We start from the raw sequence: 20,231 nt of genomic DNA on the forward strand, positions 1-20,231 counted from the left end.
CGAGAGACCCCTCGGTCACCCGAAGTTTTATTCACTCGTCAACTGACGTTGGGAGTGTGGTTTACGAGACGGGCAACCGAACGGTAGACGACGCCGTAGCGCGCGTATTGGACGGGGAGCGACTCGACCGCAGGGACGGTCTGGCGCTCGTCGCGCAACCGGTCGAGGACCTGGCGGCGGGCGCGGACTACGTGCGAACGCGCCTCGGCGACCGGACCGTCGACGCGTGCTCCATCGTGAACGCGAAGGCCGGGAACTGTGCTGAGGACTGCGGCTTTTGCGCCCAGTCGGTCCACTTCGACACCGGCATCGACAACTACGGGTTCCTCGGCCCGGAGAAGATTCTGGAGGCCGCCGAGCGTGCCGAACGCGACGGGGCACAGCGCTTCGGCATCGTGCTGGCCGAGAAAGGCGTCTCGAAGGAACAGCGACCGGAAGAGTGGGAGGAGGTACTGGAGGCTATCCGCCTCGTCCGCGACGAGACGGACGTGGAAGTGGACGCCAGCCTCGGCATCCTCACCGAGGAGGAAGCGGCCATCCTCGCCGAGGAGGGCCTGAACCACTACAACCACAACATCGAGACTTCCCCCCGGTACTTCCCGGAAATCGTCCAGACCCACGACTTCGAGGACCGCGTCGCGACGCTGGAAGTCGCGAAGGAGGCCGGGATGGACCTCTGTGCAGGGGTCATCCTCGGCATGGGCGAGACGCCGACCGACCGGGTCGAGGCGGCGATGGCCCTCCAGGACATCGGCGTCTCATCGCTCCCGGTCAACATCCTCAACCCGGTCGAAGGTACGCCGATGGCCGACCGCGGCTTTCCCGACATCACGACCGAGGAGGTCATCGAAACCATCGCGGTGTACCGCTTGCTCCACCCGGAGGCCCGCGTCCGCCTGACCGGCGGCCGCGAGGTGAACCTCGACACGGACGGGCAGGTGGCCGCACTGGAGGCGGGCGCGGACGGCATCCTCACCGGTGATTACCTCACCACTGAAGGTCAGTCACCGGCCGACGACCTCGAAATCGTCGAGCAGGCGGGCCTCGAACCGAACACGGACGCAAACGAATTCGACCCCGACGAGGTCAGAGCACGCGCGGACGAACAGAGCGACCCCGAGACGGCGGCGGGGACGGCACAGACGAAATCAGAACTCCAATCAGACGACTAACTATGGACGACGTACGTTTCGCAGTACTCGGCACCGGCGGCATCGGACGACGAACGCTCGAAGTCTCGCAGTACAAGGACGGCCTGACGGCCGTGGCGGCCTGTGACCGTAACGGCGTCGCCGTCGACCACGGCGGCCTCGACGTGCCAGAACTGTTGGACGCCACGGAGGGCAACATCGCGAGCGGGCCACAGGACGGGCCGGGCGATGACCTCGCCACGGACGGCGGCGCGGCCACGGCGGGCGTCAAACAGCACGGCGACGAGGCCGGAATCGTCGCCAGCGAACAGGGCCGACCGACGGAGACGCCTATCGACGATGTGATAGCCGAGAGCGACGCCATCGACGCCGTCCTCGTCGCGCTTCCCAACTTAGAACACGACTTTATCCCCCGCGTGGCCGAACGGTTCGCCGAGGCGGCGTACGAGGGCGTCCTCGTCGACGTGCTCAAACGCTCGCGGGTCATCGGGATGCTGGACGACCGGGAGGCGAAACTGAAGGAGTCGGGCATCACGTTCGTCTGCGGCGCGGGCGCGACGCCCGGGTTCCTGACCGGCGCGGCCGCCCTCGCGGCCCAGTCGTTCGTCGACGTCGAGGAAGTCGAAATCTGGTGGGGCGTCGGCCTCAAGAGCGGGTACGAGGACAACCGCGGCACGGTCCGCGAGGACATCGCCCACCTCGACGGCTACGACATCGAGACGGCCCGCGAGATGAGCGACGACGAAATCGAGGCGCTCATCGAGGAGCACGACGGCGTCTTGGAGTTCCACGACATGGAACACGCCGACGACGTGTTGCTCGAACGCGCGGGCATCTGCGACGCCGAAGACGTCCACGTCGGCGGCGTTCTGGACGTTCGCTCCGACGAGAAACCGACGACGACCACCGTCTCGGTGACCGGGACCACCTTCGACGGGGAGACGGGGACGAACACCTTCCAACTCGGCGACGTGACGAGCATGGAGGCCAACGTCAACGGCCCGGCGCTTGGCTATCTCAAGGCCGGGGTCCGAAACAACCGCGCGGGCCACTACGGCGTGTTCGGTCCGGCGGACCTGATGCCCGGATTCTGACCGCGACCCGTCGTTTCGTTTTCGGCTTGCGCGTTACCGATTTCCGGCGCGCTCGAACGCGTCGACGGCCTGCCGTACCTCTCGTTCTCGCACGTCAAGGGGTGGCAGGAATCGGAGCGTCCGATACCCGCAGGGGAGCGTCAGCAGTCCCTCACGGAGACAGTTCTCGACGAGTTCGTCCCGGCGGGCGGGCGTCTCGAACTCCACGGCGACCATCGCTCCGAGATTTCGCACGTCGGCACAACCGTCGACATCTGTCGCGAGGAGCGCACCCGCCAACTGGTCGCCGCGTTCGGCGGCGTTGGCCAATAGGTTCTGCGCTTCGATGATGTCGATGGTGAGCGTCCCGACCATCGAGGCGAGGATTGCGCCGGACCCCCACGTCGAGGAGAGGCGACCGTTCTCCTCGGGGAATATCTCCTCCCGGCCGACTGTCGCGCCCACGCGGAGCGCCTTGCCGACGGCCAGTACGTCCGGTTCGATGTCGTAGTGGTCCGCGCCCCACCATTCGCCGGTCCGGCCCACGCCGGACTGAATCTCGTCGGCGACCAGCGGGATGTCGTACTCCTCGCAGACGGCCGCCACGTCGCTCATGAAGGACTGACTCGGGATTCGGTAGCCCCCCTCTCCTTGCACGGGTTCGAGGATGACGTACGCGACTTCCGCCGGGTCGACGTTGCCCGCCGGGCCGAGTTTGCGGCGTAACTGCGATGGTTCGCCGTCCGGGAAGAAGCCACAGGAACAGGTGTCGGGGTCGCAGGTCCGGTCGTCGCAGTACGGGAGCGAAGCGATGCCGGACACCTCCGGGAAGTCCCGTCGGTGGACCGCCTTCGAGCGGTTGAGCGAGAGTGCCCCGAGCGTGCGGCCGTGGAACGCCCCCTCGAAGGTGAGGCCGTACTTCGCGCCCTCGCGGTAGTCGTAACACACTTTGATGGCGTTCTCGACGGCCTCCGCGCCGGAGTTCGAGAGGAAGACGGTATCGTGACCGTCGGGCGCGATGTCGACGAGACGGTGCATCAGTTCCGTTGGTCCCGGCAAATCGCCCGCGCTGGCGTAGAAGTCCTGCCCGCCGAACTTCAGCGGGTCGACCATATCGAACTCGTCCAGACGGTCCAACAGCGCGGGGTTGTTGTAGCCAAGCGGCGCGGAGGCGACGTGGGCGGTGAAATCGAGCAGAACGTTCCCGTCGACGTCGACGCAGTACGGGCCGACGGCGTCCTCGGTCACGTCCCAGACGAACTCGTAGACGTGCGTCGACGGGGCGGCGACTTCGTGGTGGTAGTCGGCAATCTCGCGGGCCGTTTCGCCCGGAAACGAATCTACGTCGGGCGCGGCGGTGTCCCGGTCCATGCGGAGTATTCACACACGACGGTAGTAAAGGTAACCTCGCTGTCGTATCGCTGGAACGGCGTCCGCAATCGACGCATCACCAATCGCTAAGGGGCGGCTATCCGTTGCCCCGAACATGACACACGGGTTCGACCTCGACGGTCGGCTTCGTCAGCGAGAGTCGGCGGACCTCCGGCGGGACTTGGCGGTGGCAGAGCGCGTCGGGGACCGGACGCGCTTCGCCGACGACCCGAAAGGGGGACGCATCAAGTTCGGCGGGGAGGCGGTGGTCTTCGCCGCGAACAACTATCTCGGACTGGCCGACGACGCGCGGGTCCAGCGGGCGGCCGAACTCGGCGCGCGCACGGTCGGGACGGGGGCGGGCGCCTCGCGCCTCGTCACCGGCGATACGCGGATTCACCGGGCGCTCGAACGGGATTTGGCGGCGTGTAAGGGAACCGAGCGAGCGCTGGTGTTCTCCTCGGGCTACGCCGCCAACGTCGGCACTATCGACGCGCTCTCGCCCGACGTGGTCTTCTCGGACGAACTGAACCACGCGTCGATAATCGACGGGTGTCGGGTCGGGGCGAGCGAGACGGTGGTGTACGACCACTGCGACGCCGACGACCTGCGGGCGAAGATGGCTGAACGGGCCGAAGAGGGGGCCAGCGACGAGTCGTGGCTGGTCGTCACGGACTCGGTGTTCTCGATGGACGGCGACGTGGCCCCCCTCGAACTGCTCTGTGACGCCGCCGAGGAGCACGGCGCGTGGCTGATGGTGGACGAAGCACACGCCACCGGCCTGTTCGGTGAGGGCGGCGGTATCGTCCAGCGAGAGGGGCTGAGCGACCGCGTCGACGTGCAGTTGGGGACGCTCTCGAAGGCGCTCGCCAGTCAGGGCGGCTACGTGGCTGGCGACGAGGCGCTCGTCGAACATCTGGTGAACGCCGCGCGGTCGTTCGTCTTCTCGACCGGCCTCGCCCCGCCCGCCGCCGCGGCCGCCCGCGAATCGCTCCGTATCGCTCGCGAGACGAATCAGGTCGAGCGGTTGTGGGACAACGTCGAGACCCTCCGCGAGGGGCTGTCGGAGATGGGGTACGACGTGCTCGGCGAGACCCACGTCCTCCCGGTCCTCGTCGGTGACCGGACGGACGCGTTGGAACTGGCCGAGCGACTGCGCGCTGACGGTGTCGTCGCACCCGCGATTCGGCCGCCGACGGTTCCCGACGGCACCTCCCGAATCCGAGTCGCGCCCACGGCGACCCACACGGCTGAGGATATCGCTCGCTGTCTCGACGCGTTCGAGACGGCGGGCGCGGAGGTGGGACTGCTGTGACGACGACGGTGAACGACGGTCTGTTCGTCGTCGGAACCGGAACCGGGGTCGGCAAAACCGTCGTCACGGCGGGATTGACGGGATGGCTGCGCGCTCGCGGACGCGACGCCATCGCGGTCAAACCCTGTCAGACCGGCTATCCGCCCGACGACGACGCCGGGTTCGTCGCCGAGGCCTGCGGGACGGAGTCGGCGGCGACCTGCCTGCGGCGACTCGAACCGGCGCTCGCGCCCGCCGTGGCCGCCGACGTGGCGGATGCCGACCTCGCCTACGACGAGATACTGTCCGGCGTCGAGGACGCCATCGGCCGCCACGATGTCGGGGTGGTCGAGGGAATCGGCGGCCTCCGGGTCCCGCTGGCCGACGGCCGAGAGGTCGTCGACCTCGTCGCGGACCTCGGTTTCCCGACGGTGGTCGTCGCTCGGTCCGGGTTGGGGACGTTGAACCACACCGGCATGACCGTCGACGCCCTCGAACGGCGGGACGTTCCCATCTGCGGCGTCGTCCTGAACGAGTACGAGGGCGCGACGACGGCCGAGCGCACGAACCCTGCGGTCATCGAGTCGATGACCGGTTGCCCGGTCTGGACGATGCCGCCGCTGGACCTGACCGACCCGGCGGCGGCGATTACGGGCGTCCAGTCGCACCTCCCCGAAGACATCGTCGCCACTGGCTGAGCGTGTTGGGGACAAAGGGGTCGAATCGGGGAGGGGATTCCCCGAGCGTGTGACACTACGGAGCCTCTCGGCTCCACTTTCACTAACGGCGTCAGACAATAAAAAAGCACGAGGTGCGTTTCGTCTGGAGATTTCGATAATTAGCGCCCGAAACGCCTAGAAACAGGCAACCAAACCGCAAGCGAAACCGGGCTTATTCGTCAGTCGTCCAACCCGAGCAGGGAGTCGAGGTCAACGCCGTCGTCGAGCAAGTCCTGCATCCGCTCGACGGTCCCGGCATCCCGCGTGCGCCCCGAGCGAAGCACGTCTTCCACCCTGTCGATGGTCGTCCGCGTGTCCGATTGGACCAAGAGGATGGGGACGTTCTCATCTTCCGCACGGCCGAGGACGGCGCTCGCCGGGCGGTAGCCGCCGGTCAGCAGGAGCACCTTGATACCGCTCGCTTCGAGCGCGGCGGTCTGGACCTCCGAGCGGTCACCGCCGCTAATCATCACGGCGTCACGGGTGCGGCGGAACTGGTCCAGCGCGCTGTTGCCGCCCATCGCCCCGACGGTGAACCGTTCGACGTGCACGTCCGTCGACGCGTCCGCGGTCAGCACGTCCGCGCCGAGGCTCCGCGCGAGGTCCGCGACAGTGATGCCCGCGAGGGATTGGACGCGCGGAAGCGCCCCGAACACCGGCACGCCGCGTCCTTCGAGGAAGGGGAGCACATCGTCGGTCAGTTCCTCCATCGCGGCGTCGGTGACGCCGTTGAACAGCACCCCAGCGAGACGGTCCCCGAGCGACCGGGCCGCGGCGAGGACTTCGTCGGCGTCCCCCGCCGTCGCGTACCCGCAGACGAGGAGGACGCGCGCGTCCAGCGCGTCGGCGATGTCGGCGTCCGTGAGGTCGACGATACCACCGGTCTCCAGCCTGTCGCTCCCCTCGACGACCATCAGGTCTTTGCCCTCCGAGAGGGCCTGGAAGTTGTCGACGACGCGCCCGCGGAGTTCGTCGGGGTCCTCGCGGCCGCGGATGGCCTCTTGGACGAACGTCGGCGAGTAGACGATGGGTTCCATCTCGTGGACTTCGGCGTCCAATCCGAGCAGTTCACGAGCCAGCATAGGGTCCTCGTCGCGGGTCTTGCCGACCGCGCTCTGGAGGCGGGTCCCCTTCGGCTTCATGTAGCCGACCTCGTGACCGGCGTCTTGGGCCGACTTCGCCAGCGCGAGGGTGATTGCCGTCTTGCCGATACCTTCCTGAGTCGAGGTGACGAGTAGCGTGTTTGAGTCGGTCATAGTTCCTCCTGGTCGAGGGTGAGTCGCAGGTCGACCGCCTGCACGCCGTCGGGCGTGGCGACGAGCGGGTTGATGTCCAGTTCGACGATGGCCGGGAAGTCCGTGACGAGTTGTGACAGTCGCTGAACGGCGTCGACGAGGGCGTCCTCGTCGACCGGGTCGCGGCCGCGTGCGCCGCGTAGGAGCGGCGCGGAGTCGATGTCGTCCAGCATTCCTCTGGCCTCGGGTTCGCTCACGGGAGCGACTCTGACAGTGTTATCTTCGAGGACCTCCACGAAAATACCACCGAGGCCAAAGAGCAGGAGCGGGCCGAACTGCGGGTCCCGGTTCATCCCGAGGATGGTCTCGGTGCCCGAGTCGAGGTCGACCATCTCCTGCACTTGGACGCCGAGGACGGTGGCGTCTCGCTGGTAGTTGCGCGCGCGAACGACCAAGTCCTCGTAGGTGTCTCGGACTTCCGCCGGCGAGACGCCGACTTCGACGCCGCCGATGTCGGACTTGTGGAGAATGTCCGGGCTGACGATTTTCATCACCACGTCGTCGCCGATTTCCTCGGCGAGCGCTTCGGCCTCGCTCGGCGAGTCGACGACGCCGCCCTGCGGCGTCGGGATACCGTAGGCGTCGAGCAGTTCCATCGCCTCCACGCCGAGGCGGTTCGTATCGCGGCGCGCGGCGGATTCGAGAATCTCGCGGGCGCGTTCCTCGTCCACGTCGAACGTGGTCGGGGGTTCGTACTCGCGGGCCTGAATCTCGCTGTAGTCCCAGAGCGCGTCGAGGCTGTCGACGGCCCGCGCCGGGTCGAAGTAGTTCGGGATGCCCGCCTCGCTGAGCACGTCCTGTCCCGCGCCGACGGACTTCCCGCCCATCAGCGTCGTCGCGACGGGTATCTCGCTCTCCCGCTGTTTCTCGACGACCACGTCGGCCAGTTCCTCGAAGGAGAGGACGGCCGTCGGGCAGGCGACGACGACGGCCATCGAGACGTTGTCGTCGTCGAGCACCGTTTCGAGGGCGATTTCGAACCGCTGTGCGGGGGCGTCCCCGATGATGTCGACGGGATTGTAGATGTTGGCCTCGTCGGGCATCATCTCGCCGAGACGGTCCAGCGTCGACTCCTCGAACTCCGCGAGGGAGAGGTCCGAGTCCCCGACAGCGTCGGTGGTCATCACGCCCGGGCCACCGGCGTTCGTGACGATGGCGATTTCGTCGCCGTCGGGTAAGGGCTGGCCCGAGAGAATCTGCGCGAAGTCGAACAGCTCTTGGACCGACTCCACGCGGAGCGTCCCGGCCTGTTCCAGACCGGCCTCGTAGGCCCGCTCGGACCCCGCCATCGCTCCGGTGTGGGAGGCGGCGGCCGAGGCCCCGGCGTCCGTTCGGCCGGATTTCACGAGGACGATAGGGGTATCCTGCGTGACCTCGCGGGCCGTCTGGATGAATCGGCTCCCGTCCGCGATGTCTTCGAGGTAGCCGAGGATGACCTCCGTCTCGGGGTCCTCGCCCCACTCGGCGACGAAGTCGCCCTCGTCGAGGATAGCCTTGTTGCCGAGCGAGACGATGTCCTTGAAGCCCACGTCGCGTTCCGCGGCCCAGTCGAGAACGGCCGTGACGAACGCCCCCGACTGACTCATGAAGGAGATGTCCCCTTCGGTCGCCATCTCGTTGCCGAAGGTGGCGTTCAGGCCTTTCGGCGTCGACATGACGCCGAGGCTGTTCGGGCCGACGAGGTTCATGTCGTACTCCTCGGCCGCGGCCCGCAGGTCCCGTTCGCGGGCCGCGCCCTCGCTCCCCGTCTCGCCGAATCCGGCAGTGATGACGACGACGTTGGCGATGCCGTTCGCCCCGGCATCTCTGATAGCTTGGACGGCCACGTCCGGTGGCACGACGACGACGGCCACGTCGATACGCTGGGAGGCGTCGACATCGCCGATGCCGTCGTAGCAGGTGAGACCCATCACCTCGTCCTTGTAGGGATTCACCGCTACGACCTCGCCGTCGAACGATTCCAGTAGATTCGCCGTGATGGCGCGACCGACCGACCCCTCCGAGTCGGTGGCCCCGATGACGGCGACGCGTTCCGGCGCGAATAGCGTCGATAGTCGTCCCATACCTCTACCTCGTCCTTCGTGTCGTAGCGGATAATACCTGCCGACATCTCCCACAGACCGGGAATACACACGGTCTATCACGCATATCCAGGGTCGTACTGTAGGACCGGCGAGTGACGCTCGTTCGCCGCGGTTTTTGTCGTGTGTCCCGTAGCCGAAGCCGATGACCGAGTCTCAGTTGCTAGCCCCGTTCGACGAGGAAGTGGTACGTGCCGTCGCCGACGCGAACAACGTCGAGTACGAGCGACTGCGCGAGGCGGTCGCCGACCACCAGCGGACGATGCGCGAGAACCCCGGCGTCGAGGACTTAGTGTACGAGTGGCGAAAGCAGTACGACGACCCGGTGCTGTTCAGGAGCGCCGAGACGTTCATCGTCGGCCTGCCGCCGACCGTTTGGGAAGACTACGGGTCGTACCTCGGCCTCGACGACTACGTGCTGGCCGCCCTCTCGGCCGTCCATCAGGAGCAGACCATCCGCACCGAGGACGTGGACCTGACGGCGCTGGCCGAGGGGTACGTTCCCCTTGTAGTCGGCCGGGAGCCAACGCAGCGAGACTAAGTCCGGATTATCGTCGTTCGGGAGCGCCCCGGACTCAGTCGACGAGACGCCCGGCAACAGCAGGCTAGCGACCGGCAAGGCGGCGTTAGCAATCGAACGCAGCCTGGGGCCGCCCGATACGCCGCGAGTTACAAAGACTGCCCGTTCCGTCCGCTGAGTCGGTGATAACACGATGGGTTCTACAACTGACCGCCGTGCGGTTCAATGACCGACGACCGACCGACCCTCTCTCGACGGCAGGCGCTCGCTCTCGGCGGGGCAGCGCTGGGGAGTCTCGCCTTCGGGAGCGCGACGGTACTGGGACAGAGCGACGGCCAACAGAGTAGCCGGACGTACCGCGTCACCGTCGCCAATCTCACGCGGGGCCAACCGTTCACGCCCCCGGCCGTCGCCGCACACCGCCCCAGCGTCGAGGTGTTCGCCGTCGGCTCCGAAGCCAACGAGGCGACGCAACAACTCGCCGAGAACGGCAACCTCGGCCCGCTGTCCTCGCTCATCGAAGACACGAACGCGATTCGCGGGGCCGCCGTCGGCGACTCGCCGCTCGTCCCAGAGTCCGACCCCGGCGACACCGGCCTGCCGTACGTGGCCGAACTGGAACTCTCGGCGGACGCCAGCGCGGGTTACCTCACGTTCGTCAGCATGCTCGTCGCGACAAACGACGGCATCGTCGGACTGGACACCGTTCCGCTCCCGACGAACGTCAACGAGTCGCGGACCTACTACGCCAACGGGTACGACGTGGGAACCGAGGAGAACACCGAACTGTTCGAGGATTTGGTCCCGCCCGCGAAAACGCTCGTCATCGGCGGCGAACCCGAGGGAACGGCTGAGAGCGACCCGGATATTGCCGAAGACGGCGTCATCACGCCGCATCCGGGCATCCAGGGCGTCGGGAACCTACCGCCTTCGGTGTACGATTGGCGAGAGCCAGCGGGATACCTACAGGTCGAACGCGTCCGCGGGTAGCCGGAGATTCGAGCGGGCGGCGGCGCTGTCAGCGGTGCGAACTGTTTGGAGAGTGGGCGCAAAACACCCGTATTTAGAAAGGACATTTTCGTATTTGAAAACTCAATTTTCCCTATGAGGAAGTATTAAGTGGTTCACGGGAGTATCTGTAGTTGTTATGGCGACACAGGAACACGTCCGCAAGCAGTTCGGTGAAGTCGAAGAGAACTCCCTCCGCCTCGGGAAGGAAAAGTCCGAACAGATTATCGACGCGCTGAATCAGGACCTCGCCGACACGTACACGCTGTACCACCAGTTGAAGAAACACCACTGGAACGTCGAGGGGGCGGAATTCCGCGACCTCCACCTGTTCCTCGGTGACGCCGCCGGACACGCCGAGGAGGCCGCCGACGAACTGGCCGAACGGGCGCAGGCGCTCGGCGGGACCCCGATATCCGGCGGTGCGGCACAGGAGGAACACGCAACGGTCGAGTACGAGGGTCAGGACGTCTACGACATCCGCACGTCGCTCGCGAACGACCTCGACATGTACGGTGACATCATCGAATCGCTACGCGACCACGTCGAACTCGCGGAGAACCTCGGTGACCACGCGACGGCCCAGATACTCCGCGAAATCCTCGTGGAGACGGAAGAAGACGCACACCACATAGAGCACTACCTCGAAGACGACACGCTGGTCCAGTAAGGCGACCGAGTCGGCGCTTACGGACGTAAGTCGACGGTCAGGTCGGTGGAAATCCACCCCTCGCGGTTCCCGTTTTCTGTGAAGACGGTTCGGTCAGCGACGCTCTCGTGGGCGGTCACAGTCGGGCGCTCGTCCGGCGCGTCGTCCGTGATGTCGTCCGTCCGTGGTTCCATTGGCGATACTTAGGTCCGCCTAAAAACAAAAGGGTTTTGGTTGACCTAGTCCCCGCGGCGAACTTTTGTACCCGACGGCGTAAGATACGTCTATGACGACCAGTACGGGGGACGACATTCCCGCCCTCCTGACCGACCTCGTGCGGACGCTCCAGGAACTGGAGACGGAGGTGGAACCCCGCACCGACGACGGGCGGCCGCGCCCGCCGACGCTCGACGAGTTGCTTCGCTTTACCAGCGACGTGACGATTCCCGCGGCGATACTCGTCCTCCAGACGAACGTCGAGGCGCTGAAACTGCTCCGGCGCGCCCTCCGGATGGCCGAGGGCCGCCCCACCTCTACGGGGTCGGGGTCCGACGAGATGCGTCGGCGCGCGACGGCACTCAGCAAGGCGACGCTCACTCGCCTCGACGACGCGCTAACAGAGTTACAGACTGCCGTGGAGGGGCGCCCGTCCGACCGAGAAGCGGCCGAATTACTCGACGAGGCGCGCACGCTCCGAGCCGATCTCGAAGCCAAATTGGAGGAATCGACCAGGGAAGACGGCCAGCCCGATGAGGAGTCCACTACCGTCCCGGTCGACGTTGACGCCGAACTCGAATCCATCAAGGACGACCTCGGCGCAGATACCGGCCAAGAGGGCACCGACGACCCGGACGGCGGGCCTGACGACGAAAGCGAGTAATGGCTTCCGGTAAGCTATAAGATAATAATCATAATGCTTTATTATCATAGAACTTTATTCACCGATACAGATGGCGACAACAGAGTGTCCTACGACGCGCCGCGCTGAACTGTTCGTCAGAAGCGACCTGCCACAGGCGTCCGAGAAGCGCCTCGACGCCGTCGAGGTTGGGCTGGAGAAACTCGCTCGCCGCGGGGTTCTCGACGACTACGAGCGCACCGAGTGGGAGAAACGCATCCCCATCTCCGGCGACGGCCATCGGCCCGAGCGAGAGCGATTCAACGAGTTCGCGGAGTGGGCGAACGAGCGCGGGGCCTGTCTCGCACCCTTCTTCGACACGCGGTGGTGTTACAGCGACGAGACGGGCGAGCGACGAAAGGAACTGGTCCTACCGGTTCTGTGCCTGGCCGTCTACGAAGACGGCGAACTCGCCCGCGTCGCGCCGTTCGCCGAGGACGGAACACCCACCTCCCTCGGTGCGTGCCTCGCGGAACTGGCCACAGAGACGGCGATGGACGCGGGAACCGCGACGCCGACCACTGCCGACTGACCATGGCTATCACAGACACCGATACGGCTATCTCCGCCGCGAGCGTAGGACACTCATTCGGTGTATGTTACCATGACACAATCGAGACGGTTGGCAGTGTATCTCCGGTCGCCGGTCCCCGGAGATACTGAGCGGCGACAGGCATCTGTCCTCTCCCGCGCAGAAACGTTGCACCAGCAGGAGTTCGTAGACGATATCTCGGTCACATACTGGCACCGACTCTCGACAGGGTCTGACACCGCCGAGGCCGCGGAAATCGCGGCGATGGAAGCGTGGGCCGCCGAACACGACTGCACGCTCGCGCCGACGTTCGACCGGCACGAGCGACACAGCGCCTTCCTCGGCGACGACTCGGTGGTGACGCTCCCGGTGGTCTGTCTCGCCTACTACGAGGACGATGACCTCGTGGGCGTCTACCCGCACGCCGGACCGTGCGGTCACTGCACCGTCACGGACGGCCTGGACAGAATCGAATCGGCGTTACGGTCCGGTGAATCGCTCGCTCAGACGGGTTCCCACCGGTAGCCGTCCCACGACATGCTCTCGGGGACGCGGATACCGGCCTCGGGGTCCCGAAGTTCTTCGACGTAGACCGGTTCGACTTCGTCGCCGGTCTCTACGTCGTCCGTCGTCACTTGCCCGAGTGCGCGGACCGCTTGGCCGTCCACGTCGAACTCGACGATAGCCATCGTGTTCGGTTGCCGGACGCCCGGCGGCGTCGCCGTCGACGTGGTCCACGTGACGACTTCGCCCGTCTTCTCGGCGAGGTTCAGCGTTTCTTCTTGCGGTTCGCCACAGTCCGGACAGCGCGGATGCGTGGGATACGAGACGTGACCGTTCGGACACTTGCCTGCTTCGAGCGTCATTCTGCAGCCTCCATGATGGTGGTGATGACACAGTTCCCGAACCCGCCGACGTTACACGCCAGTGCGGTGTCGGCCTCGACCTGTCGAGGTCCGGCCTCGCCGACGAGTTGCTCGTAAATCTCGACGCCCTGTGCGACGCCGCTGGCCCCGAGCGGGTGGCCCTTCGACTTCAGTCCGCCGGAGGTGTTGATGGGCAGGTCGCCGTCTTTCGCCGTCGTCCCGTCCATCGCCATCTCCCACGCGGTGCCCTGTTCTGCGACCCCGATACCCTCCAACTGGAGGAACTCGAGGATGGTGAACATGTCGTGGAGTTCCGCCACGTCCAGGTCGTCGGGCCCGAGACCCGACATCTCGTAGGCCTGTTTGCTCGACTCGACGACCCCGCCCATGATTGTCGGGTCGTCGCGTTCGTGGACGACGTGGGTGTCCGTAGCCCCGCCGACGCCGGAGACGACGGCGTACTCGTCGGTAATCTCTTTCGCGCGCTCCTCCGTGGTGAACATCATCGCCGCGCTCCCGTCGGTGATGGGACAGAAGTCGTACAGTCGAAGCGGGTCGGCGATGATGGGCGACTCCAGCGCCTTCTCCATCGTAATCTCCTTCTGGAACTGCGCCTTTGGGTTGTCGACGCCGTTCTTGTGGTTCTTGACCGCCACGCGCGCGAGCGATTCGCGCGGGGCGTCGAACCGTTCGAGGTAGTGTCGCGCGGTCATCCCGGCGAACGACGGCAGGGTGACGCCGTGCTTGTACTCGACGGGGTGGGTGATGGACGCGATGATGTCCGTCGCCTGTCCCGTCGTCTTGTGGGTCATCTTCTCGCCGCCGACGAGCAGGGTCATGTCGCTGGCCCCGGAGGCGACGGACTGCCACGCCTCGTAGATACCCGCGCCGCCCGACGAGGAGGTCTGGTCGACCCGTTCGCTGTAGGCTGGCAGCACCCCGATGTCGTGCGCCAGCGCGTTCATCACGCCGGTCTGTCCCTCGAACTCACCGCTCGCCATGTTCGAGACGTACAGGTGCTCTACTTCTTTCGGCGAGACGCCCGCGTCTTCAAGACACTCCTCGCCCGCCTGCGAGAGGAGTTCCTGAATCCAGGCGTCGCGCTGCCCGAACTTCGTCATCGACGCGCCGATTACTGCGACTGCCATACGGGTGCCCACTCAGGGAGGTAGTGTATTCGTTACGGTCCGGTCACATGTCGACCCGTCGTCGCGTTCGTGGACGCGGCCTATCGTCAGTCGGTGACAACCCACACAAAGTATATCTGTCAGCCGTCGCCACCCTCGACCATGCAGGAGGCTTGGGTCCAACTCCAGTGTCCGGCCTGCGAGGAGAACTGGGAAGCGAACGTCGACGACCTGTCCGACCCGCGCTCGGAGTTCGAGTGTGACGCGTGCGGCACTCGACGGCCGCTGTCGGAATTCATGAAGACAGCGCGTGATTTAGAAGTCCTCCGCCAGTTCCACTGAGCGCGTTCAGTAGCGCGCTCGCGCCGCCGCCTTCCACTCCTCGCCCCGTTCGACGTTGTGGGGGCGACGGCGTTTCCCGAACCGGTTCAGCCGTGCGGCCAGCGTCCACTCGTCTGTGTATTCGACGGACTCGGTCGCCGACGCGGCGGCCGCGGCCGCCCGCTGTCGGTCCGCGATGTGTGCACCGATAGCGGCCGAGATGGCGGCGGCCTCTGCCGCCGACGCGTCGTCCGGAATCGCCACCTCGACGGACCGGTCCGCCAGCGAGAGCACGGGCAGGTCGTCGTCCGACGATTCGGCCGGTCGGTCGTCCGCGGTTTCGAGCGAAGACATCGCCTTAGAGCGGGATGTTGCCGTGGTCTTTCGGTGGACTCTCCTCGCGCTTGCGCTGAAGCAGGTCCAAGTCGTCGATGAGGCGCTTGCGCGTGTCCTTCGGTTCGATAACGTCGTCCAGGTAGCCCCGTTTGGCCGGGCCGTAGGGATGGGCGAACTCCTCGCGGAAGTCGTCCATCAGTTCCTGCCGCCTCGCGTCGGGGTCGTCGGCGTTCGCGATTTCCTTTCGGTAGAGGATGTTGACCGCGCCGCGCGGGCCGAGGACGGCCATCTCCGACCCGGGCCACGCGTAGTTCACGTCGCTCCCGAGGAACTTCGAGGACATGACGATGTACGCGCCGCCGTAGGCTTTCCTGACGACGACGGAGAGGAGCGGGACCGTCGCCTCGGCGTAGGCGTAGATGAGTTTCGCGCCGCGGCGGATGATGCCGTTGTGCTCTTGGTCCGTGCCGGGCATGAACCCGGGCACGTCGACGAACGAGAGGATGGGGATGTTGAACGAGTCACAGAAGCGGATGAACCGCGCGCCCTTCTCGGCGGCGTCGATGTCCAGCGTCCCCGCACTCACGCGCGGTTGATTCGCGACGATACCGACAGACTGGCCGTCCATCCGGGCGAAGCCGGTGATGAGGTTGCGAGCCCAGTTCCCGTGGACCTCGAACAGCGACCCCTCGTCGACGATGCTGTCGAGGACCTGCGTCATGTCGTAGGGCTTGCGCGGTGCGGAGGGAACGATGTCGGTCAACTCCGGGACTTCGCGGTCGGGTTCGTCCCACGGCTTGACCCGCGGCGGGTCCTCCATGTTGTTCTGCGGGAGGTAGGAGAGCAGGCGGCGGATGTTCTCCAAGGCCTCCTCCTCGGAGGGGTACGAGAAGTGCGCCACCCCGGACTTCGTCGAGTGGGAACTGGCCCCGCCGAGTTCCTCTTTGGACACCTGTTCGCCGGTGACCGTCTCGATGACGTCCGGCCCGGTGATGAACATGTGGCTGGTGTCCTGCACCATGAACGTGAAGTCCGTCAGTGCAGGGGAGTACGTCGCACCGCCCGCACACGGACCCATGATGGCCGAAATCTGCGGGATGAGGCCGCTGGCCTTCGTGTTCCGTTCGAAAATCTTCGCGAAGCCGACGAGCGAGTCGACGCCCTCCTGGATGCGTGCGCCCCCGGAGTCGTTCAGGCCGATGACCGGCACGCCGTTCTCGATGGCCTTGTCCATCACCTTACAGATTTTGTCGGCGACGACTTCGCCGACGGACCCGCCGAGGACGGTGAAATCGTGGGCGAAGAGGAACACCTTGCGCCCGTCGACTTCCCCGTAGCCCGTGACGACGGCGTCACCGGCGTAGCGCTTCTCCTCCATGCCGAAGTTGGTCGAGCGGTGTTCGACGAAGGGGTCCACCTCGTAGAACGTCCCCTCGTCGACGAGGAAGTCGATGCGCTCGCGGGCGGTCATCTTGCCCTTCTCGTGTTGGGACTCGATGCGCGCCTCGCCGCCGCCGAGTTCGGCCTGTTTGCGCTTCTCTCGAAGTTCCTCTATCGGGTCCGATACGTCGCTCTCGTCTTCGGGTTCTTCCTGTTGGCTCATGTTACCACTCCATGCCCCCGTTGACGCCCAGGACCTGACCGGTCATGTAACTCGACTCCTCGCTGGCGACGAAGCGGACGATACAGGAGATGTCCTCCACCTCGGCGAATCGGTCGAGCGGGATGTTCCGGAGGATTTTCTCCTGGACGCGCTCGGGCACCTCGTCCAGCATGTCCGTCTTGACGAATCCCGGAGCGACGCAGTTCGCGGTCGACCCGGTGTGTGCGAGTTCGAGCGCGAGCGTGCGCGTGAAACCGAACAGGCCGGACTTCGTCGTGGCGTAGTTGGCCTGTCCGATGTTGCCCTGTTGGCCGACGACGCTGGAGATGTTGATGAGTCGGCCGTGTTCGGCGTGCATGATGTCGTCGTAGAAGGCGTCGGTACAGTTGAACACGCCGCCGAGGTTGACGTTGATGACGGTGTCCCAGTCCTCGCGGGTCATGTACTCGAACTTCTTGTCGATGGTGATACCCGCGTTGTTCACGAGTACGTCGGCCGGACCGAACTCGTCGGCCACCTCCTCGCGCATCGCCTGCACCTCGTCGGGTTTGGCGACGTCGGCTTGCGACGCGATAGCGTCGCCGCCCTCGTCTCGGATGCTCTCGACGACGTTACGCGCCTCCTCCTCGGAGGAGCGGTAGTTGACGACGACGTTGGCCCCGTGTCGTCCGAGATCTTTCGCGATGCCGCGACCGATACCGCGCGACGAGCCCGTGACCACGCAGGTTTGGTTATCGAGGTTCATACTGTTCCCAATCGACCCCCGTCAGTTCGTGCACACATCTCTACTAGGAGGGCAAAGCACAGCCAAATAATAGTTCGCCTTATACTTCGTTAATCGGCGGACCGTGTATATTATGACCTTGGGACGGACCCACATCCTGAAGTCCAGAATACAGGTTCACGTGGGAAACAGATAGTGGCAGATATCTCTGGCTCGGCGCGTTGTTCGGCGAGCCTAAAACGATAGTCTATTTAGGGTGGCCTAAACATTCACGGATAGCATGAGCCAAGACGTGTGTGTCGTCGTTCCGACGATTCGCAACCACGAGTGTATGCGGGACTACTTCGAGAACGCCCGCCGCCACGGGTTCGACCTGGACAGAACGTTCGTCGTCCTCGTCACCGAGGACTTCTGTGACACCGACGCGATGGAACGGATGCTCGACGAGGAGGGCGTCGACGGCGCTGTCTTCGACGGGACCGCCCGCGAGGCGTGGTTCGAAGAGCACGGCCTCTCCGAGTACGACCACCTGATTCCCGCGGCGTCCCACGCACAGACCTCGTTCGGCCTGCTCTACCTGTGGGCCAACGACCGGTTCGACTACGGCGTCTTCATCGACGACGACACGCTCCCCCATCAGGACGAAGATTTCTTCGGCACGCACATGGACAATCTCGCCTTCGAAGGCGAAATCGAGGCAGTCGGGTCCGACGAGCGGTGGGTCAACGTGCTCTATCAGAACGAGGACGAACACGGCCTCTACCCCCGCGGCTACCCCTACGCGGCGATGGACGAAGAAGTCGAGACGGGGACGGCCACCGTCGACGACGTGGTCGCCTCGCAGGGCCTCTGGACGAACGTCCCCGACCTCGACGCCGTCCGAATCCTGATGGACGGCGACCTGCAGGGACAGGCCCAGACCCGAACCGGGGCCGAGGACTTCGAGGGGGACTTCGTCGCCGCGGAGGGGAACTACCTCACCGTCTGCTCGATGAATCTGGCCTTCCGCCGGGAAGTCGTCCCGGCGTTCTACCAACTCCCGATGGACGACAACGAGTGGGACGTGGGCCGGTTCGACGACATCTGGTCGGGCCTGTTCCTCAAGCGCGCGTGTGACGTTCTCGGGAAGAACATCTACAACGGCGGCCCGCTGTGCGAACACAACAAGGCGCCGCGCTCTACGTTCTCGGACCTCACCAACGAGGTGCACGGCCTCGAACTCAACGAACACGTCTGGGAAGAGATAGACGCCGTCGGCGACGACGCCGACTCCTACGCCGAGGCGTTCGAGGCGATGGGCCGACGACTCGCCGAGGGCGACTACGACGACTGGGAGAACGGCGCGTTCCTCAACTACTGCGGCGAGTTCATGCTCGACTGGCTTGACTGTCTCGACGCCATCGAGACGGCGACAGCAGAGCCAGCGGTTGCGGCAGCGGAGGACTAAAACGCAAACCATTTAGGTAAACCTAAAACATATACTACAACAATGACCGACACCTCCGACGACTCACGCAGTTCGACGCCGTCGCGGCGACGGTTCGTCACCGCTGGCGGCGCGGCGATGGTTACCGCGCTGGCCGGGTGTTCGAGCATCCTCGGTAACGGCGACGATGACAGCGTCTCCGGCAGTATCTCTCTCGCAGATTTCCGCGGTTCCGGCCCGCTCGTCAGCCAACGCGAGTCCCCCGGCGGCACTTCTATCGAGGACTTGCCCGACCTCGACGGCGAACTCACCCTCTACCTCGGCGGCGGCGAGGGCGGCCTCTATCTCGACCTCATCGACCTCTTCGAGCAGAAGTACGACAACTTCACCGCCAACCACCGCCTCGAACCCTCCAGCGACCTCGCGAACGCCATCATCCAAGAGTCCGAGGCCGACGCGACGCAGGCCGACGTGTTCATGGCCGTCGACGCCGGGTCCCTCGGGGCCGTCGCCAACGCCGGGGCGACCGCACCGCTCCCGGACGAAGCCCTCTCGTCGGTCCGCGATTCCTTCCAAGACGGGCAGGGCCGCTGGGTCGGCATCGCCGGTCGCGCTCGCGCCGTGCCGTACAACACCGACCGACTCTCGGCGTCCGACATGCCCTCGACGGTACAGGAGTTCCCCGAGACCGGCGCGCTCCAGGGCGCGATGGGATGGGCACCGACCTACGGCGCGTTCCAGTCGTTCATCACCGCGATGCGACTCATCCGCGGCGACGATGAGACCCGTGCGTGGCTGGAGGCGATGCTGGACCACGGCGTCACCGAGTACGACAACGAGTTCCGCGTCTCGAACTCCGTCGCCGACGGCGAACTCGCCGCCGGGTTCGCGAACCACTACTACTCGCTCCGGGTGCGGTCGGCCCGCGAGTCCGCACCGCTCGAACTCGCCTTCACCGAGGGCGACGCCGGTGCCCTCGTCAACGTCTCCGGCGTGGAAATCGTCGACGGCACGGACAACGCCGACCTCGCCGCGAACTTCGTCCGACACGTCCTCTCGGCGGAGGCACAGGAGTTCTTCGCGACGCGGACGTTCGCGTACCCCATGATTCCGGGCGTCGCGCCGGTCGGCGGCCTGCCGCGCATCGACGAGTTGAATCCGCCGGACATCGACCTGACCGAACTGGCCGACGTGGACGGAACAGTCGACTTACTGCGGGAGGCGGGCGTTCTCTGAG

Annotated in this window: 22 protein-coding genes; 13 read left to right on the forward strand and 9 right to left on the reverse strand. The window is 65.6% G+C overall.

The features are described 5' to 3' along the window. The first annotated feature begins 56 nt into the window (after positions 1-56). Positions 57-1,172, forward strand: a complete 1,116-nt coding sequence (gene bioB / locus NJQ44_RS10140; RefSeq protein WP_254271230.1) for a biotin synthase BioB — start codon at positions 57-59, stop codon at positions 1,170-1,172. A gap of 2 nt (positions 1,173-1,174) precedes the next feature. Then, the gene (bioU, locus tag NJQ44_RS10145) at positions 1,175-2,245 is read left to right on the forward strand and encodes a (S)-8-amino-7-oxononanoate synthase BioU (RefSeq protein WP_254271231.1); all 1,071 of its coding nucleotides are present in this window, start codon (positions 1,175-1,177) and stop codon (positions 2,243-2,245) included. A gap of 33 nt (positions 2,246-2,278) precedes the next feature. On the opposite strand, the gene NJQ44_RS10150 is transcribed toward bioU, so the two are convergent. Next, positions 2,279-3,595 carry a class-III pyridoxal-phosphate-dependent aminotransferase gene (locus NJQ44_RS10150; RefSeq protein ID WP_254271232.1) on the reverse strand — a complete coding sequence of 439 codons (1,317 nt, stop codon included), beginning with the start codon at positions 3,593-3,595 and terminating at the stop codon, positions 2,279-2,281. A 115-nt stretch (positions 3,596-3,710) separates the two neighbouring features. Between NJQ44_RS10150 and NJQ44_RS10155 the strand changes: the two genes are divergently transcribed. Further along, the gene (locus NJQ44_RS10155; RefSeq protein ID WP_254271233.1) at positions 3,711-4,910 is read left to right on the forward strand and encodes an aminotransferase class I/II-fold pyridoxal phosphate-dependent enzyme; all 1,200 of its coding nucleotides are present in this window, start codon (positions 3,711-3,713) and stop codon (positions 4,908-4,910) included. After that, positions 4,907-5,587 carry a dethiobiotin synthase gene (bioD, locus tag NJQ44_RS10160; protein WP_254271234.1) on the forward strand — a complete coding sequence of 227 codons (681 nt, stop codon included), beginning with the start codon at positions 4,907-4,909 and terminating at the stop codon, positions 5,585-5,587. Before NJQ44_RS10155 ends, bioD begins: the two co-directional genes overlap by 4 nt. 200 nt (positions 5,588-5,787) lie before the next feature. On the opposite strand, the gene NJQ44_RS10165 is transcribed toward bioD, so the two are convergent. Together NJQ44_RS10165 and acs are read right to left on the reverse strand one after the other, a co-directional pair. Further along, positions 5,788-6,864 (reverse strand): phosphotransacetylase family protein, encoded by a 1,077-nt coding sequence (locus NJQ44_RS10165; RefSeq protein ID WP_254271235.1) that lies wholly within the window; start codon positions 6,862-6,864, stop codon positions 5,788-5,790. Then, entirely contained in the window at positions 6,861-8,966 is a 2,106-nt protein-coding gene (acs, locus tag NJQ44_RS10170) for an acetate--CoA ligase alpha subunit (RefSeq protein ID WP_254271236.1), read from the reverse strand. Before acs ends, NJQ44_RS10165 begins: the two co-directional genes overlap by 4 nt. A gap of 163 nt (positions 8,967-9,129) precedes the next feature. On the opposite strand from acs, the gene NJQ44_RS10175 reads away from it, so the two are divergent. From NJQ44_RS10175 to dpsA, 3 genes are all read left to right on the forward strand, one after another. Next, positions 9,130-9,525 (forward strand): DUF8048 family protein, encoded by a 396-nt coding sequence (locus NJQ44_RS10175; protein ID WP_254271237.1) that lies wholly within the window; start codon positions 9,130-9,132, stop codon positions 9,523-9,525. Between the two features lie 204 nt (positions 9,526-9,729). Then, positions 9,730-10,494, forward strand: coding sequence for a spondin domain-containing protein (locus tag NJQ44_RS10180; RefSeq protein WP_254271238.1), 765 nt, complete (start codon positions 9,730-9,732; stop codon positions 10,492-10,494). A 157-nt stretch (positions 10,495-10,651) separates the two neighbouring features. After that, the gene (gene dpsA / locus NJQ44_RS10185) at positions 10,652-11,182 is read left to right on the forward strand and encodes a DNA starvation/stationary phase protection protein DpsA (protein WP_254271239.1); all 531 of its coding nucleotides are present in this window, start codon (positions 10,652-10,654) and stop codon (positions 11,180-11,182) included. Between the two features lie 17 nt (positions 11,183-11,199). On the opposite strand, the gene NJQ44_RS10190 is transcribed toward dpsA, so the two are convergent. Next, positions 11,200-11,355, reverse strand: coding sequence for a hypothetical protein (locus tag NJQ44_RS10190; protein WP_254271240.1), 156 nt, complete (start codon positions 11,353-11,355; stop codon positions 11,200-11,202). Between the two features lie 92 nt (positions 11,356-11,447). On the opposite strand from NJQ44_RS10190, the gene NJQ44_RS10195 reads away from it, so the two are divergent. The 3 genes from NJQ44_RS10195 (at position 11,448) to NJQ44_RS10205 (ending at position 13,116) form a co-directional block, all read left to right on the forward strand. Beyond that, entirely contained in the window at positions 11,448-12,041 is a 594-nt protein-coding gene (locus tag NJQ44_RS10195; RefSeq protein ID WP_254271241.1) for a DUF7547 family protein, read from the forward strand. A gap of 70 nt (positions 12,042-12,111) precedes the next feature. Further along, complete coding sequence (locus NJQ44_RS10200) at positions 12,112-12,591, forward strand: HTH domain-containing protein (RefSeq protein ID WP_254271242.1); 480 nt, start codon at positions 12,112-12,114, stop codon at positions 12,589-12,591. A gap of 72 nt (positions 12,592-12,663) precedes the next feature. After that, the gene (locus tag NJQ44_RS10205; RefSeq protein WP_254271243.1) at positions 12,664-13,116 is read left to right on the forward strand and encodes an HTH domain-containing protein; all 453 of its coding nucleotides are present in this window, start codon (positions 12,664-12,666) and stop codon (positions 13,114-13,116) included. On the opposite strand, the gene NJQ44_RS10210 is transcribed toward NJQ44_RS10205, so the two are convergent. Next, positions 13,095-13,457 (reverse strand): Zn-ribbon domain-containing OB-fold protein, encoded by a 363-nt coding sequence (locus NJQ44_RS10210; protein WP_254271244.1) that lies wholly within the window; start codon positions 13,455-13,457, stop codon positions 13,095-13,097. The genes NJQ44_RS10205 and NJQ44_RS10210 overlap by 22 nt on opposite strands. Continuing rightward, a complete protein-coding gene (locus NJQ44_RS10215) occupies positions 13,454-14,605 on the reverse strand; it encodes a thiolase family protein (RefSeq protein WP_254271245.1) in 1,152 nt (383 codons plus the stop codon). The genes NJQ44_RS10210 and NJQ44_RS10215 overlap by 4 nt, the downstream gene beginning before the upstream one ends. A 141-nt stretch (positions 14,606-14,746) precedes the next feature. On the opposite strand from NJQ44_RS10215, the gene NJQ44_RS10220 reads away from it, so the two are divergent. Beyond that, positions 14,747-14,926 (forward strand): DUF7836 family putative zinc-binding protein, encoded by a 180-nt coding sequence (locus NJQ44_RS10220; RefSeq protein WP_254271246.1) that lies wholly within the window; start codon positions 14,747-14,749, stop codon positions 14,924-14,926. Positions 14,927-14,932: 6 nt separating this feature from the next. Here the strand turns inward: NJQ44_RS10220 and NJQ44_RS10225 are convergent, their stop codons facing one another. From NJQ44_RS10225 to NJQ44_RS10235, 3 genes are read right to left on the reverse strand one after another with little or no spacing between them, the layout of a single operon-like run. Continuing rightward, positions 14,933-15,259 carry a DUF8022 family protein gene (locus NJQ44_RS10225; RefSeq protein WP_254271247.1) on the reverse strand — a complete coding sequence of 109 codons (327 nt, stop codon included), beginning with the start codon at positions 15,257-15,259 and terminating at the stop codon, positions 14,933-14,935. A gap of 4 nt (positions 15,260-15,263) precedes the next feature. Beyond that, on the reverse strand, positions 15,264-16,844 hold the full coding sequence (locus NJQ44_RS10230; RefSeq protein WP_254271248.1) for an acyl-CoA carboxylase subunit beta: 1,581 nt from the start codon (positions 16,842-16,844) through the stop codon (positions 15,264-15,266). A gap of 1 nt (position 16,845) precedes the next feature. Continuing rightward, entirely contained in the window at positions 16,846-17,589 is a 744-nt protein-coding gene (locus NJQ44_RS10235) for a beta-ketoacyl-ACP reductase (protein ID WP_254271249.1), read from the reverse strand. A gap of 259 nt (positions 17,590-17,848) precedes the next feature. Between NJQ44_RS10235 and NJQ44_RS10240 the strand changes: the two genes are divergently transcribed. Then, the gene (locus NJQ44_RS10240) at positions 17,849-19,015 is read left to right on the forward strand and encodes an alpha-1 4-glucan-protein synthase (protein ID WP_254271250.1); all 1,167 of its coding nucleotides are present in this window, start codon (positions 17,849-17,851) and stop codon (positions 19,013-19,015) included. A 42-nt stretch (positions 19,016-19,057) separates the two neighbouring features. Next, complete coding sequence (locus tag NJQ44_RS10245) at positions 19,058-20,230, forward strand: extracellular solute-binding protein (RefSeq protein WP_254271251.1); 1,173 nt, start codon at positions 19,058-19,060, stop codon at positions 20,228-20,230. Position 20,231: the final 1 nt, after the last annotated feature.

The organism is Haloarcula marina (genome assembly GCF_024218775.1).
GTDB lineage: Archaea > Halobacteriota > Halobacteria > Halobacteriales > Haloarculaceae > Haloarcula > Haloarcula marina.